We start from the raw sequence: 17,898 nt of genomic DNA on the forward strand, positions 1-17,898 counted from the left end.
TATTAAATTTTAAAGAATATTTTATGAAGTTTGCCAAAGACCAACAAAATAGGTGGTACGAGAATAAAGAGAAAATACTTGTAGCCGTTGATTGTATTATTTTTGGGTTTGATAATCAAACTTTGAAACTTCTTGTTTTTAAGAGGGAAATAGAACCCTTAAAAGGATTATGGTCTCTAATCGGTAGTTTTGTGAGACCTAATGAGAATGCAAATCAAGCGGTATTAAGAATTCTTAAGGATCTTACTGGCTTAGAAAACATCTTTATGGAAGAACTAAGAGCATATACAGATGTAAACAGAGATCCCGGTGCGAGGTGTATTAGTATAGCCCAATATGCTTTAATTCGAATAGATAAAGAAAATGAAGAATTAGTAAATAAGCATGGCGCTTATTGGTTTTCTATCGATACTTTACCAAAACTAGTTTTGGATCATGATACCATGGTACAAGATGCACTAGAGAAATTAAGAGATAAGGCACAAAGAACTCCGATTGGTTTTGAATTACTTCCTAAATACTTTACCATTCCACAAATACAAACACTGTACGAGCAAATTTTTCAAAAGGAAATAGACACTAGAAATTTTAGAAAAAAATTACTTTCTCTAAATTTCTTAAAAAAGACAGATATGAAAGACAAATCTTCTTCCAAGAAAGGTGCTTATTTATATGAATTCGATTATGACAAGCACCATGACCAAGATTTTTTAATTAAGTGATCCGTTAGATGGATTTTAGTTGGTATTGATTTTCTTTTTATAATCTGTTATTCATTCTCCTATAGTTTTCACTTTATAAAATGTATGTGATTGTATTCATCTGTCATTTTCTTAGGAATTATATCATGTAGAAACGTGTACTGTCATTGTATATGTAGACCAGGTCCATGCATACCAGATGATAAATACCGTAGTCACAATCTCGATGGTTGCAAAAAACCAATAGTGATAACTAGCTCCCCCCATAAGTAATGTCCCAATCATAATCAAGGTTTTTATACTACCTGCAATAATATTGAGGAGCCTATTTACAATATATTTCAATATTCTTGAGAGGAGTACCATTGCCATAAAGATCTCCATGATGATACCTGCCATCAAAAGAGTAACCTGATTCATATGGATACCTGCTATTTCTCCAGTGAGTAATGCCTTTAGCATTGCCGCTGACATAAGGGACAAAACATCGCAATAGAGATAGTTTAAGGTTACAAATATCCAAAGCGTGGATAAAATGACTTTTCTATCAGGGATTACGGTTTCGGTTTTTTTCATAATATAAATAGCTTTAGTTGATATCGGATAATTTTTGTTGAAATGATATTTCTTTTCGTTGGATGAATAGATAAACTCCCAGAATGACGTACGAAATACTTTTTAGTCCGTACCAAACGGTAAATTGATAGTAAGCTCCTGATGGAACTCCACTGTCATCAGCGTAGATAAAAACATTCAAAAGGATACGAATAAGACCATAGCAGATTACCAAAACACTCCAGTATTTAACTGCTTTCTGAAGTTTTTTACCTGCTTTTAGATACCCATATAATAGAGGCAATAAGAGCAGCAGACCTATACCCAAAGGGTATATGACTCCTATAAAAATGTAGACTAACCCTTTTATTAAGAGTAATAGTATACTTAGTATTAATATAGATGTTGCTCTATTCAAATTTTTGATATCCTGAAAATGTATCATTGCAGTAAAGTTTTGAAAACGTTAAAAATGAAATATGAGGTATCCGATAGGTATTCAAAATTTACCGTATCATATGTATCTTTTGGGGTGTGGTAGTAAGGGGTAGAATCCCTCTTAACATACTCTTCAGAGATACCTAAAGCTTTGAATCCTTGATCAATGAATGATTTATGATCAGAAGAGCTCACTTTTGTACGATACACGGGGATTTTCAATTGTTGAGCAACACTATTGTATAATCTTTCTAACTCTGGTGCAGGTAATTCCAATTCTACACCTTTGTTGTTATCATTATCCCAGCCTACCATGTCAATGGTATGTACAGAGTGGATGTTTTTTTGAGTGGTTTTTAGCATTTTGGCATAAGCTCTGCTTCCTACTTCATTATCTTCTTCTTGATCAAAAAACACCAGCATGAAGTTAAATTTTCTGTTCTCCAGTTGTTTCAACTGTCTGGCAACCGATAAGCAAAGTGCTATACCTGTCGCATTATCAATAGCCCCTGGACTACCTCGTTCGGTATCATAATGAGAACCAAAGACAACATAGGTGTCACTTAGTATTGTTGCTGGTAAAACAGCAGCTACATTAATTCCTTGCATCGGTTCTAAGATTAGATCAAGAAAGGGGTTGCCATTGGTAGCCTTGTAATGATGGTTTTCTAATTTCCATCCTATTGCTGTTAGGGAATTGGATAAATATCCTGCGGTGATTTCTCGTTCTTCGGGAGATGCTCGCTGAGTTAGGAACATACCATTTGAGATTTCTGATTTTCCGCAGAGTTTTGCAATAACTTCCTTCTGGAAAGGAAGCATCTCCTCAAGAAATACGGGGTCTACCTGCGCTTCTAACTCAAATAAGGATAATAAGATAAAAGACGGTATAAGAAATAAGGTTGATTTCATTTTTTATTTGTTTTTTGAAGTTGGCTCATTAAACATAGCTGTTAAGTAGAATGCTTACTAAAATTTATGATCGTAGAGAGAAATCCTGGGATAGATAATTCATAGGTTAAGTTGAATAGCTATCGATCATTGATTTTGGAGTATCTGTCATTGTAAATGTCCTATCCATCATATCGATGTACATAACTTTTGTAAAAACAGTACCTTTAAGACATGCTTAGAATTTTTAGGAAATACACAACCTTTATAGCTGTTGCTTTATTGATTGCGGAGCTTTTCGGGATGTTACATTTCAAAAGAATGGAAGAATTGTCGGGATTAGAGATCCATGATAATTACTTTTATCTGTTCCAGTATCTATTTATTTTTACGTTCGGATATTTGGTGCTACGATGGCTCTTTAGGCTTTGGAAAGAGTACAGAAGCTTGAAAAATGACAAAAATGAGGCAGAATTGATGTTGTTAAAAAGCAGAGTAGATCCACATTTTTTCTTTAATACCCTCAATAATTTGTATGGCTTGGCGATAGAAAAGTCGGATAGAGCTCCAGAAGTCATTTTAAAACTTTCTGAAGTCATGCGGTACACCATTTATGAGGGAGAAAATGATTATGTTACCCTAAAGAATGAGATTGAATACCTGGAAACTTATCTGGAGATTCATAAGTTGAGGTACCAAAAAAAGGTAAGGATATCTTTTAAAATTCAGATTGATGACATAGAAATCAAAATAGCCCCATTAATGCTCATCATGCTATTAGAAAATGCTATAAAACATGGAGTAGAAAGCATGGTGGACAATGCATATATCGATATGGATCTTAAGGCTACAAAGAACACTGTGTTTTTCCAAATAATAAATAATTTTAAACCTGTAATACGTGGAGCAAAAGGGATTGGGTTGTCCAATCTGAAAAAACGACTTCAATTAATTTATCCAAAGAGACATGAATTACTCCTCAAAAAAGGAGAAGGTACTTATCAAGCAACACTGAAAATTCAAACTCTATGAAATATATCATTTTGGATGATGAACCCATTGCACATCGCATCATCGAGGGGTTTTCGGAAAAGTTGAAAACCCTGGAGAAGGTAGGGAATGCCTACAATGCCTTTGAAGCCATCCAAATGTTGCAAGAGCAAAAGGTTGATCTTTTGTTTTTGGATATGAATATGCCAGAGATTAATGGGTTTGAATTCCTGAAAACGCTACCAGAAACACCTCAAATCATAGTTACTTCTGCACATAAGGAATTTGCTTTAGAGGGGTACGAGTTTAATGTGGTAGACTATTTACTAAAACCTTTTTCTTTTGAAAGATTTATCAAGGCAGTCAACAAAGTAACGATGGTCAACAAGAACATATCACCCCTAGAGTATCATACTAAGCACCCATTTGTATATCTCAAATCAGGAGACAAGCAAATAAAAGTCTTTTTTAAGGATATATTGTTTATCGAAGCCTCAGGGAACTATTGTAAGGTGTTTTTGCAGGACGAAATGATTGTGATTTTGCAGAAGATCTCAACATTTGAAAAAGAATTACCCAAAGGATTTCTACGCATTCATAATTCGTTTATTATCGCCAAGGAAAAAGTAAAGGTAATAGAAGGCAATAGATTATATATTGAACATCATAAGATTCCAATCGGAACTACCTACAAGAGCAGGATAGGGGAGCTTTATAAATAAGCTAGTGGGTTTAAAATTAGAAGGCAAAGTATTGTCAGTTCAAAGAATGTGCTTCGATATATGCTTTGGGGCTCATGCCCACTTTCTTTTTAAACACTCGGGTAAAATATTGTGGATATTCAAAACCTAATTGATACGCCGTTTCAGATATAGATAAGTTGGGATTTAGCAACAGACTTTTTGCTTCTTCTACCAAAAATAAATTGATTTGATCAATCGCTGTTTTACCAGTTTCAGCCTTAATCGTATCACTCATATATCGATGACTTACGTTTAACTGTGCAGCCATCCAATCTACTGTTGGAATGCCTTCTTCTGCCAGTAGATTTTGTTCAAAATAAGCATTTAATATCTCCTTGAATTTTGTGATCAAAATCTTATTATTATCCGTTCTATCAAGAAATTGTCTTTTGTAAAATCGATCCGCATATTTTAATAAGGTATCCAGCTGTGAGATGATAATTTCTTTGCTAAATTCATCTTGATTATTGTGATATTCAATGGTAATGTTCTTAAAAATATCTTTTACAATCTGCTCTTCTTTTGGAGACAAATGAAGTGCTTCATTCACATGATAATTAAAGAAATTGTATTTTTTGATCTTTTGATATATATCCAAACTTTGAATGTAATCTTTATGAAACGCAATGTGATAACTCTCTGAGCTAAACACTAGATCCTTAAAACTTAATCTTTGATTGGGAGCCGTGAATAGAAGTGTGCCATTGCTACAATCATATTTTGTACGCCCATAGGTAATTTCACCCGAAATAATTTTTTTGAAGCCTATCGCATAAAAATCACAACAGAGTTCTATGGGTTCCTCAAACGAATGGGTATCACAGTTTTCTTCTTCCTCTTCTTCCTCTTCTTCCAGTTCAGTATGCAATACACTTAATAAAGGATTTTGTGGATCAGGTAATTCAAAGTGCTTATGATACTCGGTGATACTTTTGAAATTAAAACTCGGCATTGTTAATACATTATGGATTATTAAAATTACAACTTATTTTTGATAGCGATTCCACCATTTATTTTGAGAAGTACCTTCATCATCAATACCTGTTGATTCCCCTATTTCGGGAGTGACTAGTGTAAGACCTAATTCATCCGCTTTTTTGCTCACACGTTCTATGGGATCTGTCCAAGAATGTTGCGCCAATTTAAAAGCACCCCAATGAATGGGCATTATTCTTTTTGCTTTTACGTCCTTACCGGCTTGTGCAGTCTCTTCTGGAAACATATGAATCTCGGACCATAGTTCATTGTACTGCCCACATTCGATCATCGCAAAATCAAAAGGACCATACTTATCGCCAATTTCTTTAAAGTGTGACGCATAACCACTGTCTCCGCTAAAGAATATGTTCTCCTCATTGGATTGAATGATCCACGAACACCATAGGGTATGATCTCGATCCGATAACCCTCTTCCCGAAAAATGTTGTGCAGGGGTGCTTATAAAAGTCAGGTCTTCAAATGTAGTTTCTTGCCACCAATCTAATTCAACTATCTTTTCTTTTGGGACTCCCCATTCTTGCAAATGAATTCCCACTCCTAATGGGGTGAAAAACATGCTTACCTTATCTTTTAGCTTCAGTATAGACTCATAATCCAAATGGTCATAATGATCATGAGAAATGACTACGGCATCTATTTTGGGAAGCTTTTCAATTTCAATAGGCAATTCTTTATTGAATCGTTTTCCTCCCAATAGGGGGTGAGGAGCGGGAACTTCACTTAGCATGGGGTCGATTATAACATTCTTGCCATTCATCTGCAATAAAAAAGCAGAATGCCCAAACCAGATAAATCTTGTTTTTGAATGATAATTGGCAATGTTTAGTGAATCCACTTTTTGAACTTCGATTGGAGAATTTGGTTTGGTATTGGGAATGTTCTTAAACATGCCTCCTATAGCTTTCAACATATTTCCCATGCTCATTTCAGAGGTTACGCCTCCAATGTTTATGAATTTCCCTTCGTTATGGTTTTCAGATTTGGCATATTCTATTAATTGCTCTTTTGATATCTTTCCTCCAAATTGGGGACTGAAATTTACAAATAGGATACCAGTAATAACAAGTGCTCCAATAATACCTCCAATAGCTAATAACATTCTTCCTATGATTTTACGTATTCTTTTCATTATTCAGTTAAAATAGAAAATGATCTCCTTAAATAGTTTTATGCTGATCATTTGATTGCAAAGTTATATCAGATATAGGGTTGGCGACTTACACATTTTGGTAGAAGACTTATACTTTTTGGTTAGAGCCAGAAAAATCTACTATAAACGTGGAGGTATACTTTGTAGAGCTTTAGTAAATGACCAAAATTTAATATTCTGGTTTTTTTTGTCGTAGATGAAGGACAGAGAGAGGTCAATAAGACGTGATTATATTTTCTATATTTGGAAAAATAGTGATCGAGAACCGTAGGTATACGTTATAAGATATTCTATGAAGTTAAAATTTTTCACTCTATTTCTGATTTTACGAATTTTGAATTTTAGAGAAGGTTTTATATTAAAGGAACCTATAATAGAACAACTTTCAAGACTATAACACACTACGCTTTTATACCCTGAAAGAGTTTGATGAGTTTGGAGATTTAGAGGAAATCAAGCGATATTACAATCATCGAGGTTATCGTTATTGTATTTCTCCAGACGTTCATAGAACTACAAAACATTTTTTGTTACTCAATGCTATGAAAGAGGATAATTTTGAGCGTTTTGAAATGTATGTCAATAGGTTTAAGAGGTTTCTTGATGATCCTATTTTGGAAATATGGGCGATTAGATTTGGAAATTATTTTGCTAAGAATAACAGGGGCGAAGATGCTTTAAAAAGGTATCAGGCAGGACTAAAAAAGTTCCCTGAATCAGCGGTTATTCATAATGCATTGGGAGAGTTTTATGCAAACAAAGGAGACAAACCAAAAGCAATACTATATTACAAAAAGGCGATTGGCTATGCAGAAACAAATAAGGATTCAAATTTAGAGGAATATAAAACTAACTTAGGAAAACTGTAAACGCGTTCAAATTTCATTCAAATAAAAAAATATAGAGTTATTGAATAGGTGAGATGAAAAACTGTTTTTAGTTAGGCATTCAAAATTCTCTATTAGTGTATTACATATTTTTTTAGCACTTTCTTAAATTTACCGTGGTGTAGTAAACGTTGAATCTATCAAATACCAATATATCATCTATAGACAAATCTATTGTTGTCTTACCGTTCAAAAACCTGAGTGGTGATACTTCTTATGAGTATTTCTCTGATGGTATTACCGAAGAAATCATTAATGCTCTTACAAAGATTGATGGACTTAAAGTTACTGCACGTACTTCGTCATTTACATTTAAGAACAAACCAACAGACATTCGGATTATAGGTAACGAACTTGGCGTAACCAATGCGGTAGAAGGAAGTATCCGGATTGCGAAAGAGCGAATACGGATTTCTGCACAACTTACACGAACAGATACCGGTTTTCTGCTATGGTCTGAAAAGTTTGATAGAGAACTTAATGATGTTTTTGAACTTCAGGATGAAATTAGTCTTCTGATAGCTGATAAAATTCGAGAGAATTTTGGACATATCGAGATTGATGAAACCCTATCCACTGTTCGTACACAAAACCTTACGGCGTATCAACTCTATTTGAAAGGAAGATATTTTCAGCTCACCTGGAATTTACCAAATATTGAAAAGGCTATTGGTTTTTATCAAAAGGCTGCAGATTTTGATGCTTCTTATGCAGACCCCGTAATAGCTATTGGCTGGTGTTACGCCATCAATGCAAGTTGGGGACATATGGATAGAGATGATGGGCTTAAAAAGGCAAATGAATTCCTGGATAGGGGTTTAGCAATGAACCCTGAATCTTATACTGGGTATTTTGCTAGAGCAACAATACATTTTTGGGGGAATTGGCAGTTTGAAAAAGGGTATCACGATCTCCAAAGTTGTTTTAAAATAAATTCACATTTCTCTGAAGGTATGGAAGCCCTTGCAGAATTGTATACGGCAGCGGGTTTTTTTTACAGGGCTTTGGAACAGACTGAACGGATTCTAAAAATTAACCCATTATCCCCAAATCATTATTATACCCAAGGTAATATACATTATTTGCAAGGAGACTACGAAACTGCATTGAATAGCTTCGAAAATTCGCTAAAGCTTGACAATAGTTTTGCATTAAGCCGACATTTAAAGGTAGCATGTCTGTTGTTTTTAAAGCAAAAAGGAATAATGCTTACGTATGCCAAATCCTTTCTGAATGATGATTTTGTGACTATGATTAATGCCATTTATGAAGCAGTTCATCATCAAAAGATTCCAGAATACGATGAAGCGCTAGTGTCAGAAAATTTGAACTTGATGGTGTATTGGGATTTTTATTATTTGGTACATTGTCAAAAAACGGATCTTGCACTCGAACACTTCGAGAAAATGGTAGATGAGCGTATTGGACAAATCATTAATTTTCAATTTGATCCATTCCTAGAGCCTATACGAGGAACTAAAGTTTTCAAAGAATTAAGAGATTCAGTGTTCAAAGGAATCGAAGCCACAACCTTCTCTGTTGAAACCTCAAAAACGGATAACATCCCATCCTTTACCCAAAAAGAATCTGATGAATTTAAAAATGAATTAGACCAAGTTTTAATTGGTAAAGAGGCTTTTCTTTGGCCAGAATTATCGCTTCGCTCTTTGGCAGAAGAATTGGCCATCCACCCCAATCGATTATCAAAATTAATTAATGATGGTCTTCAAACAAATTTCACTGAACTAGTGAACGGTAAGCGTCTCGAGTATTTCAAAAAAATAGCCTTGTTACCAGAGAATAACCATTTGACCTTGTTGGGATTGGCCTACGAAAGCGGTTTTAACTCCAAAACCGTTTTTAATACATACTTTAAAAAAGTAGAAGGTATGACGCCCAAGCAGTGGTTGAAGAATAATGCCTAGTTGGGATGCTCGTACATAGTTTTAAAATCTCTTTTCTAGCATCTCAGTTGTAATCACAAGTATTTAATGCTACTTATTCAATTTTTTCGAGAATCGTAGTCAAAAAGTTCTGATTTTCATTTTATAGGTTCTGAATTTCATTTCAGAACGATTGTCTTTCCTTTCAAAATCATCTTTGTACCATCAAAAAATTATCCATCTACTTCGCAATAGCGCGGAGTAAAAAACGAACATTTATGACAACAAGGATTAAAATTATTTTAGGAACAACATTAGTAATACTGCTATCAGCTATTTCGTCGTGCTCCAGCGATGATGATCGAAGTAGTACCCCACCTCTAGCAACAAGAATTCAAACTCAAGAAGACCTAACAGAGTACTTCGAAAAAATTATAGAAACTCAGGAAATAGCTGGTTTTGCAGTGAGTATCGTACAAGGAAACAATATTGATTACAAGGCTTCTTTTGGGTTTGAGAATGTTGAAACGCAACGTCACTTCAACAACCAAACGGTTATTAATATTGCTTCTTTAAGCAAATCCTTTGTTGGTGCGGCCACCGCAAAAGCTATTGAGCAAGGGCACTTTACCTTAGATACACCAATAAATGATATACTACCTACTCGCATTGTCAATCTTGCAAATCCTGATGCGGTGATTCGAGTACGACATTTGGTAACACATACTTCAGGCATTGTAGATGATCAAAGTACGTATATCAAAGCCAATTATTTTGTATTGCCCAATCAGGATATGAGTACTACAGGTGCTATGATATTAACGGATGCTCTAGAACTTGAAGTAATGAATCCTGTTCCACTTGATGAATATTTGGCAGAATATTTTTTAGAAGATGGAGCACTATATGGTGATTCTAACTTCATCGCCATAGAACCGGGAGAAGTATGGTCGTATTCAAATGTAGCAACGGCACTTATGGGCTTCGTCATTGAATCAGCCACCAAAGAAGATTTTGCAACCTATGTGGCAACATATATTTTATCGCCCTTGCAGATGAATAATACCACATTTAACGTGACAGAAGTAAACCAACAGCAATGGGCCACTCCTTATCTGGATAAAAATACACCTCTTCCATTTTACGGAAATCACGGCTATCCCGAAGGCAGCATACATACTACTAATGATGATTTGGCAAACTACCTTTTGGATATGACCAATGGGATTAAGGGGCAATCAAATACATTATTCGAAACAGCTTTTTATGAATTACTATTTACTCCACAACTTGATGCGGGTATCGTACCAGATGATTTTGCCGAAAACCACGGTCTGTATTGGTACAAAAAAGGAAATAACTGGGTTCATGGAGGTAATAGTTTGGGCGTGTCCAGTCATATGGAAATAAAAACAGATGGCAATTTAGGGTTCTTTGTTATTGCAAATATGGATGCCACTTTTTCGGATAACACTTATAAATGGGAAGCTGTATTGCAGCTTATAAAAGAAGGTGTTCAGGAATATATACAGCATAAATAATCGGGTAAAATAGAATTAGGATGTTACAAAAAGTAAATAATAAACGTGTGTTGGTTGCAGGGGCAACAGGTTATTTAGGAAGTCATATAGCACAAATCATGATGACACAGGGATTAGCTGCAAGGCTGCTTACCCGAAAGAAAGAAAAATTAGCACAATATCAGTCTCCAGAGATAGAAATTGTGGAAGCCACAGTTACAGAACCCAATACACTTTCTGGAAGTTGTGCAGGAATTGATACAGTGATTTCTACCATAGGTATCACTCGTCAAAAAGATGGATTCACGTATATGGATGTAGATTACCAAGCCAATCTAAATTTACTGCGAGAAGCTCAAAGATCAGGTGTGCGAAAATTCATTTATGTATCCGCTATTAATGGTGACCAACATCGAGACCTTAAGATATTTGAAGCTAAAGAAGCCTTTGTGGATGAATTGAAAAAATCGGAGCTGGAGTATACCGTGATTAGACCCAACGGATTTTTCTCTGATATGAAAGACTTTCTGCAAATGGCGGGGAAGGGACGCGTATTTCTCTTCGGAAAAGGAGAGCAATTGATGAATCCCATTCACGGAGCAGATTTGGCAGAAATCATCTTGACAATGATTGACGAATCTGTTAATGAATGTTCAGTAGGAGGACCAGATGTACTTACGCAAAATGAGATTGCAGAATTGGCATTTGATGCCCATGATAAAGTACCTAATATTTGGCATTTGCCAGATTGGATAAGGCGTTTCTCTCTTTGGTCGGTCCGAAAATTTACTACTGTAGAGACTTATGGCCCGATTGAATTCTTTTTAACCCTGATGGCCAATGACAACGTGGCAATGCGCTATGGAAAGCGTAAGCTAAGAGATTTCTATTTCGCAGAAGCAAAAAATAATTAAAATTTAAAGTCATGATACATAAAATGTTAAGTAACAAATGCCCAAACTGTGGTAAAGGACATATTTATAACGAAAAGAACATTTACTTCAATTTTAGTAAACCTAGAATGAACAAAGAGTGTGAGCATTGCGGATTTGCATTCGAAAAGGAACCTGGGTTTTTCTTTGGAGCGATGTACGTAAGTTACGCTTTGGGAATTGCAGAAGCAATTACAGTATTTGTGATCGGAACTTTCTTTTTTGAAAACACTTTTGATCTACGAATCCTACCATGGATAGCCATCACTACTTTGTTGTTATCCTCTTTTAATATGCGGATTGCCCGAATAATCTGGATTTACATATTGAAAGACGTTTAAAAACAAAAATAAGTTCGGGATTTCATTTCAGAACGACTGACGCCTTTATCATTCGCATCTTTGAACAATCAGTTATCAATTACCAGCAGATATAAAAACTTCTAAAAATGAAAGCAGTAGTATATTCTAAATATGGTTCACCAGAAGTCCTAGAATTGAAGGAGTTGGAAAAACCCATACCAAGATCTAATGAAATTTTGGTGAAGGTACACGCTACTTCGGTTACTGCTGGTGATGTAAAGTTACGAGCCTCTGATTTTCCAGCAATGGTATGGTTACCCGCACGTTTGATTTTTGGATTGTTCCGTCCAAGGAAGCGGATCCTGGGTCACGAATGGTCGGGAGTGATTGAACAAGTAGGAAGTAAAGTATTAAAGTTTAAAGTAGGAGATGAGGTTTTTGGTACCACATCAATGCTAAAAACAGGAGCCTATGCTGAATATATGTGTATCCCTGAGCGTTGGAACCATGGTGTAGTAGCCAAAAAACCAAGGAACCTCTCTCACAAGGAAGCTGCTGTATTACCAATCGGCAGTATGACCGCTCTGTATTTACTAGAAAAAGCGAATATTAAAAGAAACCAGAAGGTACTCATTTACGGAGCTTCTGGTAGTGTGGGGAGCTATGCGGTGCAAATTGCCATTCATTTTGGAGCACAGGTTACGGGAGTGTGTAGCACCCAGAATGTAGAGATGGTTGAACAATTAGGAGCTGAAGCTGTAATCGATTACAAAAAACAGGATTATGTGAACCTATCCGAATGCTTCGATATTGTATTTGATACCGTAGGTAAAACTTCAAAGTCTGATGCTAAAAGAGTATTAAACAATGGAGGGAAGTTTGTTTCGACAAAAATGCTCACCAAAGAAAGCCCAGAACTGCTTTTAAAGATACGTCAACTAGGGGAAACTGGACAATTGAAACCATATATAGAGAAAGAATACCGTTTAGAAACTCTTCATGAGGCGCATCAATATGTGGATTCGGGGAGAAAACGAGGAAACGTATCAGTCATCATTCAAGATTAAAATCATCAATCGGCTTCTTAAGAAATGAAGCATCAAAAATGAACAAACATGAAGAAAGTACTTATCATCAACGGACACCCTGATAAAGAAAGTTTTAACTGGGCTTTGGCCGAAAGCTATAAAAAAGGCGCAATCTCGGGAAGCGCCAGGGTAGAAACCATAAACCTTTCAGAACTTCAGTTTGATCCGAACTTGAAATACGGGTACAGAGTTCCATATGCATTGGAGCCTGATATGAAAATGGCCATCAAAAAAATAAAAGAAGCCGAACATCTGGTTTGGGTTTTTCCGATGTGGTGGTATGGGATTCCTGCTTTACTGAAAGGCTTTATCGATCGTACTTTTTTACCAGGGATAACTTTCAAATATCAAAAGGGAAAATTGTTTCCAGATAAATTATTGAAGGGGAAAACGGCACGAATTATTGTAACCGCAGATACCGTGAGTTGGTACAATAGTTTGGTAATGAAAAACCCAGCCATTAATCAGTTTAAAAAAGGAGTTCTGGAGTTCTGTGGCGTAAAGCCGGTAAAAGTTACATATCTCGCTGCTGTCAAAGACTCGACAGAAAAACAACGTAATCATTGGCTTACCAAAGTAAATCAACTAGGAGCAAGAGTACAATGAAAATGAAATAACATATATACAAAATCACTTTTGGAACAAATCAAATTTCTGCTCAAACAAATGTTTTGAGATAGGTATCAGGAAATTTGTATCAGTATAAATTAAAAATAGAATGAAATGAAAAATATTTTAGCCTTTTCTGGCAGTAACAGCCAGGATTCCATTAACGAAAAACTAATTCACTCAGTAATCAAAAGATATCCCAATCATGATATCCGATTTATCGATCTTAAAAAATTTGAAACCCCCATCTATTCACCTCAAATACAGGCTACGGGAATTCCAAAGTCAATACAAGAGTTGTATGCTATTTTTCAAGAAAGTGAGGGTTTTATTATAGCCTCGCCAGAGCACAATGGTTTGCCATCTGCATTTTTGAAAAACACTTTGGATTGGCTCTCAGTGATCACTCAACGTTTCTTTGGAGAAAAACCAGTCTTGTTGTTAAGTACTTCTCCTGGCGCGACAGGTGCGCGAACCCACTTATCAATATTGGCAAAGTTAATTCCATTATGGGGAGGAGTTCTAAGTGCTACCTATTCTCTAGGCAGTTTTAATGAGGCTTTTGATACGAATCAAAATGTCATCAAAGATGCAACAGAGTTACAACATCTGGGTAAAGCGTTTTCCGCTCTTGTAGCATCAAACCCTAAACCGAAGAAAACCAATGCAGAAGTAGTGCAGGCCTATTTCAATGCTTTTCAACAAGGAGATTTAGAAGCTGTACTCAATGTTTTTCATCCAGATTGCTATATCGTGAGTGTAAAAGAAGAGGAGCGGCCCACAGAACAACTGCATGGTATTTATCGCACCCGAAAGGAAGCAAAACAATTTTTGAACAACATTGTTGCTCTTTTTGAAACCAAGTCATTTGTAGTAGAAACTGTTGTTGAAGCAGCCGATAATTTGGTGGTTGCCAAAGGTACCTTCTCGCATTTGGTGAAAAGCTCAGGGAAACTATTCAATAGCAATTGGGTACAACTTTGTGTGATTGAAGATGAAATGATAAAAGAATATCGTTTCTACGAGGATTCTGCTGCTCTTATTGAAGCTTCAACTATTGAATATGCTTAATGATGATACCAACGGCTATACAACATCAATTTGAATTTTGGAAACATATCGGTCAAGTGGGAGGATATTTCCATCAATATGATGGGTTTTCCAGTCTTTCCCCCAAAGATGCCACTTGGCCCTCTAAAATATTCGATCTTAAAGAACACCATATTGAAGCATTAAAACAAAGGATCACAAATCATCATCTCTCCAAATTCGTAGCAGTAGAGGAAAATGAAGCACTTGAAATGCTCTTGCGATCAAAGGGATTTACTCAGACATCTTCTGTAGCGGCAATGACGAAGAAAATTGATGAGAAGATTCAGCGTAGTGTCTATCCGGAAATTGAAAAAGTAACAGACACTTTGAGTACACGAACATTTGCAAAAATTGCGTCCGCAGCATTTGGTTACCACATTTATGAGAGTACTATCGCGCCGCTAATTAGCAGTGCAAAAGTTCAGTTATTCTTAGGGAAACATGAAAATAAATATGTAAGTTGTGGAATCGTATTTGTAGATGCTAATGGTGATTCGGGACTACATATGATTGGAGCTAAAAAGGAATACCGAGGATTGGGATTAGGCAAGAAAATGACCCAACATTTACATTCTGTAGCATTAAGAAACGAAAGTGATTATATTCATCTGGTAGCTTCAAAATTAGGAGCACCTATTTATCAGAAGCTTGGTTTTCAGAACCAGGGATATTTAAAGTCATACACCATTCAATAGAACAATTATGAAGTACATTTGTTTAATCCTGTTCAGCGTTATGATTCCTGCTAATGCACAAAATATAAATCAACTTTTATCTAGTAAATTAGACTCCATATCAGAAAATCCTGTACATAGCATTTCTGTGTATATAAAAAATCAGGATGGCGTACTTATAGATCAAGTGGCTGGACTGCGTGCAAAAGAAGGAGAGAAAGCATTATCAACAGATCAGTTTAGAATTGCCAGTAGTACAAAGTTGTTTGTATCAACTATTGTTTTGCAATTACAGGAAGAAGGAAAGCTTAGTCTTACAGATAAGGTATACCCATACCTGAAAGATATCGAGTATCTGAAGTTGGATGAATTTCATTATTATGACAACTTAGCTTTTGCTAAAGAAATAAGTATTGAACAGCTACTGTCTCACAAAAGTGGATTAGCAGATATTTTTAATGACAAACAGGAGGCTTTTTTTGAGCGTGTGATGCAAAATCCAGAACGGCAATACCAACCTAAAGATATAGTCGATTTGTATTTTGAATTTGGGTTACATAAGGAAACTAAATATAAACCTGATGAGGGTTGGCATTATTCTGATATGAACTATGTACTGCTAGGTTTATTAATAGAAAAATTGGAACAAAAGTCATTATCGCAATCCATTCGAGATCGTATTTTAAGTCCGCTGGATTTAAAAGATACTTACTTTGAGTATTATGAAAAAACCGAAACTAATAAGGCCAGATTACATCAGTATATAGGTAACATTGATTTTGATATGGTAAATACCTCTTTTGATTGGTCTGGAGGGGGGGTGGTGAGTACGCACCAAGATTTGGCTACTTTTATTGAAGCCCTTTTTAACAAAAAACTTATTTCTGAAACATCATTACAGAAAATGATTGCCGTACAGCCTACCATAAAAGACCACCTTCCATACGGGTTAGGAGTTTATAAGTCTGTATACAATAATCATACTTTCTTTGGGCATTATGGATTTTATGGTACGTATATTGGATATTGTCCAAGAACCAAAACTGTGCTTTCGTATTGCATATCACAGGCAACGCCTTCGTTTAATACCTATGAATTTGTGAATGCTATCGTTGAAAGTGTAAAATGATCACTTAAAAATCATAACCATTTTTGTTTCTCCTGTGGGAGACGAGCCTAAACATAAAAGTCTGCATTTTTACAGACTTTTATGTTTTTAAGTGGCCACGGCAGGGTTTAAAACCTCTTTTCCAAAGCTCTATATTTTAAACGATTTTGGAATAACTAAATTTACATTTTTCGTAATAATCAAAGAATGATGAATCTAAATCTTACTTCAACGCTTATTCTTATTGGCCTATTTCAAAGTGCGACAATGATATTTTTAATATTTAGAAATAGAAATTGGAAGTTAATTCAAAATAAACTACTGATTTCTTTACTGCTGGTCATCGGTTTATCTTTGTTACCAACTTTCTTTGGAAAATCTGGGCTTATCTTCGATTATAGCTACTTGCAATTTATTCCTTTACGTTTGGTTATTTTCGTTTTTCCCATTCTCTATCTTTATTTAAAATCTCTTTTCAATTTTACCTTTAGATTTAATAGAAAAAACAGTCTCCATTTGATAATACCCATGTCTTTTTGGTTGTACTACATTTTCATTTGGATAGGTACTCTATCAATTCCAGTCGAAGGAAAAGGTAATTGGATATTGGGTATGGGATATTTTCAGGTCAATTTTGCTCATAATATCGTTTTACTTTTTATGGCATGCAGTTACTCATTTTTATCTTTTCAAGAATTACGTGAAAAGAAAATACTAAATAGTAAACAAAAGCAGGTTCAATGGATTAAATATTTGCTCATATTCCTTTTTGTTGGAGTCATGTTTGAACTAATCTCTGCACTTTTAGGTAAAATCTACGGATATTGGAAAAGTTCACCTTTAGATATTTGGCTAGGTTTTTCACTGACTATGTTTGTTAAGATATACAATGCGATTTTACTCTACATTATTTCCTTAATGGGCTATTTGGCCTATTCAACTTTTAAAAAGAATAGAAAGGTAGTCGACAAGGATTTCATAGAGCGTAAATTGCAGAATATTTTAAGGACGATGAGAACTGAAAAACCCTATTTGAATTCAGATTTTTCGTTAGCAACATTTGCAAGACAATTAGAAACGAATCCAAGTACATTATCAAATTTACTCAACAATCACTTGAACACGACGTTTAATGATTTTACAAATAAGTATAGAATAGAAGAAGTAAAAGATAGACTTAAAACCGGAGCCCTCCACAACCTAACCTTAGAGTCTATTGCTAAAGATTCGGGGTTTAAATCTAAAACTACCTTTTATAGAGCATTTTATAAATTCAATACTCAAACCCCAAAGGAATATATCGCTCAGCTAGAAAATGAGAAAAAAGTTTCATAAT

19 protein-coding genes are annotated in these 17,898 nt (G+C 35.3%); 14 read left to right on the plus strand and 5 right to left on the minus strand.

Features of this window, described 5'->3' with window-relative positions:
- The first annotated feature begins 23 nt into the window (after nt 1–23).
- Nucleotides 24–722 (plus strand): NUDIX hydrolase, encoded by a 699-nt coding sequence (locus BUE24_RS14710; RefSeq protein WP_073317630.1) that lies wholly within the window; start codon nt 24–26, stop codon nt 720–722.
- 123 nt (nt 723–845) lie between these two features.
- On the opposite strand, the gene BUE24_RS14715 is transcribed toward BUE24_RS14710, so the two are convergent.
- Genes BUE24_RS14715 through BUE24_RS14725 form a run of 3 tightly spaced genes read right to left on the minus strand, consistent with a single transcriptional unit; the run spans nt 846 to nt 2,606 of the window.
- Entirely contained in the window at nt 846–1,277 is a 432-nt protein-coding gene (locus BUE24_RS14715) for a DUF6326 family protein (protein ID WP_073317070.1), read from the minus strand.
- 13 nt (nt 1,278–1,290) lie between these two features.
- Nucleotides 1,291–1,701, minus strand: a complete 411-nt coding sequence (locus BUE24_RS14720; RefSeq protein ID WP_073317073.1) for a hypothetical protein — start codon at nt 1,699–1,701, stop codon at nt 1,291–1,293.
- Entirely contained in the window at nt 1,698–2,606 is a 909-nt protein-coding gene (locus BUE24_RS14725; RefSeq protein ID WP_073317076.1) for a M28 family metallopeptidase, read from the minus strand. The genes BUE24_RS14720 and BUE24_RS14725 overlap by 4 nt, the downstream gene beginning before the upstream one ends.
- Nucleotides 2,607–2,819: 213 nt before the next feature.
- Here BUE24_RS14725 and BUE24_RS14730 point away from each other — a divergent pair, with 213 nt between their 5' ends.
- Together BUE24_RS14730 and BUE24_RS14735 are read left to right on the plus strand one after the other, a co-directional pair.
- On the plus strand, nt 2,820–3,617 hold the full coding sequence (locus tag BUE24_RS14730; protein ID WP_073317079.1) for a sensor histidine kinase: 798 nt from the start codon (nt 2,820–2,822) through the stop codon (nt 3,615–3,617).
- On the plus strand, nt 3,614–4,297 hold the full coding sequence (locus tag BUE24_RS14735; protein ID WP_073317082.1) for a LytR/AlgR family response regulator transcription factor: 684 nt from the start codon (nt 3,614–3,616) through the stop codon (nt 4,295–4,297). Before BUE24_RS14730 ends, BUE24_RS14735 begins: the two co-directional genes overlap by 4 nt.
- Before the next feature lie 34 nt (nt 4,298–4,331).
- Here the strand turns inward: BUE24_RS14735 and BUE24_RS14740 are convergent, their stop codons facing one another.
- Nucleotides 4,332–5,270 carry a helix-turn-helix domain-containing protein gene (locus tag BUE24_RS14740; RefSeq protein ID WP_073317085.1) on the minus strand — a complete coding sequence of 313 codons (939 nt, stop codon included), beginning with the start codon at nt 5,268–5,270 and terminating at the stop codon, nt 4,332–4,334.
- A gap of 33 nt (nt 5,271–5,303) precedes the next feature.
- Nucleotides 5,304–6,446, minus strand: a complete 1,143-nt coding sequence (locus BUE24_RS14745; protein ID WP_244548157.1) for an MBL fold metallo-hydrolase — start codon at nt 6,444–6,446, stop codon at nt 5,304–5,306.
- A 563-nt stretch (nt 6,447–7,009) separates the two neighbouring features.
- On the opposite strand from BUE24_RS14745, the gene BUE24_RS14750 reads away from it, so the two are divergent.
- From BUE24_RS14750 to BUE24_RS14800, 11 genes are all read left to right on the plus strand, one after another.
- Nucleotides 7,010–7,336: a tetratricopeptide repeat protein gene (locus BUE24_RS14750; RefSeq protein WP_073317090.1), complete on the plus strand. Its 327-nt coding sequence runs from the start codon at nt 7,010–7,012 to the stop codon at nt 7,334–7,336.
- 149 nt (nt 7,337–7,485) lie between these two features.
- Nucleotides 7,486–9,279, plus strand: a complete 1,794-nt coding sequence (locus BUE24_RS14755; protein WP_084549569.1) for a helix-turn-helix domain-containing protein — start codon at nt 7,486–7,488, stop codon at nt 9,277–9,279.
- Nucleotides 9,280–9,515: 236 nt separating this feature from the next.
- Complete coding sequence (locus BUE24_RS14760; protein ID WP_073317093.1) at nt 9,516–10,778, plus strand: serine hydrolase domain-containing protein; 1,263 nt, start codon at nt 9,516–9,518, stop codon at nt 10,776–10,778.
- Nucleotides 10,779–10,798: 20 nt separating this feature from the next.
- Complete coding sequence (locus BUE24_RS14765) at nt 10,799–11,671, plus strand: SDR family oxidoreductase (RefSeq protein WP_073317096.1); 873 nt, start codon at nt 10,799–10,801, stop codon at nt 11,669–11,671.
- An 11-nt stretch (nt 11,672–11,682) separates the two neighbouring features.
- On the plus strand, nt 11,683–12,030 hold the full coding sequence (locus BUE24_RS14770; RefSeq protein WP_073317099.1) for a DUF983 domain-containing protein: 348 nt from the start codon (nt 11,683–11,685) through the stop codon (nt 12,028–12,030).
- 107 nt (nt 12,031–12,137) lie between these two features.
- On the plus strand, nt 12,138–13,058 hold the full coding sequence (locus tag BUE24_RS14775) for an NAD(P)-dependent alcohol dehydrogenase (RefSeq protein WP_073317102.1): 921 nt from the start codon (nt 12,138–12,140) through the stop codon (nt 13,056–13,058).
- 48 nt (nt 13,059–13,106) lie between these two features.
- On the plus strand, nt 13,107–13,685 hold the full coding sequence (locus tag BUE24_RS14780; protein WP_073317105.1) for an NAD(P)H-dependent oxidoreductase: 579 nt from the start codon (nt 13,107–13,109) through the stop codon (nt 13,683–13,685).
- Nucleotides 13,686–13,802: 117 nt separating this feature from the next.
- The gene (locus BUE24_RS14785; RefSeq protein ID WP_073317108.1) at nt 13,803–14,759 is read left to right on the plus strand and encodes an NAD(P)H-dependent oxidoreductase; all 957 of its coding nucleotides are present in this window, start codon (nt 13,803–13,805) and stop codon (nt 14,757–14,759) included.
- Nucleotides 14,759–15,475 carry a GNAT family N-acetyltransferase gene (locus BUE24_RS14790; RefSeq protein ID WP_073317111.1) on the plus strand — a complete coding sequence of 239 codons (717 nt, stop codon included), beginning with the start codon at nt 14,759–14,761 and terminating at the stop codon, nt 15,473–15,475. The genes BUE24_RS14785 and BUE24_RS14790 overlap by 1 nt, the downstream gene beginning before the upstream one ends.
- Nucleotides 15,476–15,482: 7 nt before the next feature.
- Entirely contained in the window at nt 15,483–16,583 is a 1,101-nt protein-coding gene (locus BUE24_RS14795) for a serine hydrolase domain-containing protein (RefSeq protein ID WP_073317114.1), read from the plus strand.
- A gap of 186 nt (nt 16,584–16,769) precedes the next feature.
- Entirely contained in the window at nt 16,770–17,897 is a 1,128-nt protein-coding gene (locus BUE24_RS14800; RefSeq protein ID WP_084549571.1) for a helix-turn-helix domain-containing protein, read from the plus strand.
- The last annotated feature ends 1 nt before the right edge of the window (nt 17,898 follow it).

This window comes from Aquimarina spongiae, assembly GCF_900141785.1.
GTDB classification, from domain to species: Bacteria; Bacteroidota; Bacteroidia; order Flavobacteriales; family Flavobacteriaceae; genus Aquimarina; species Aquimarina spongiae.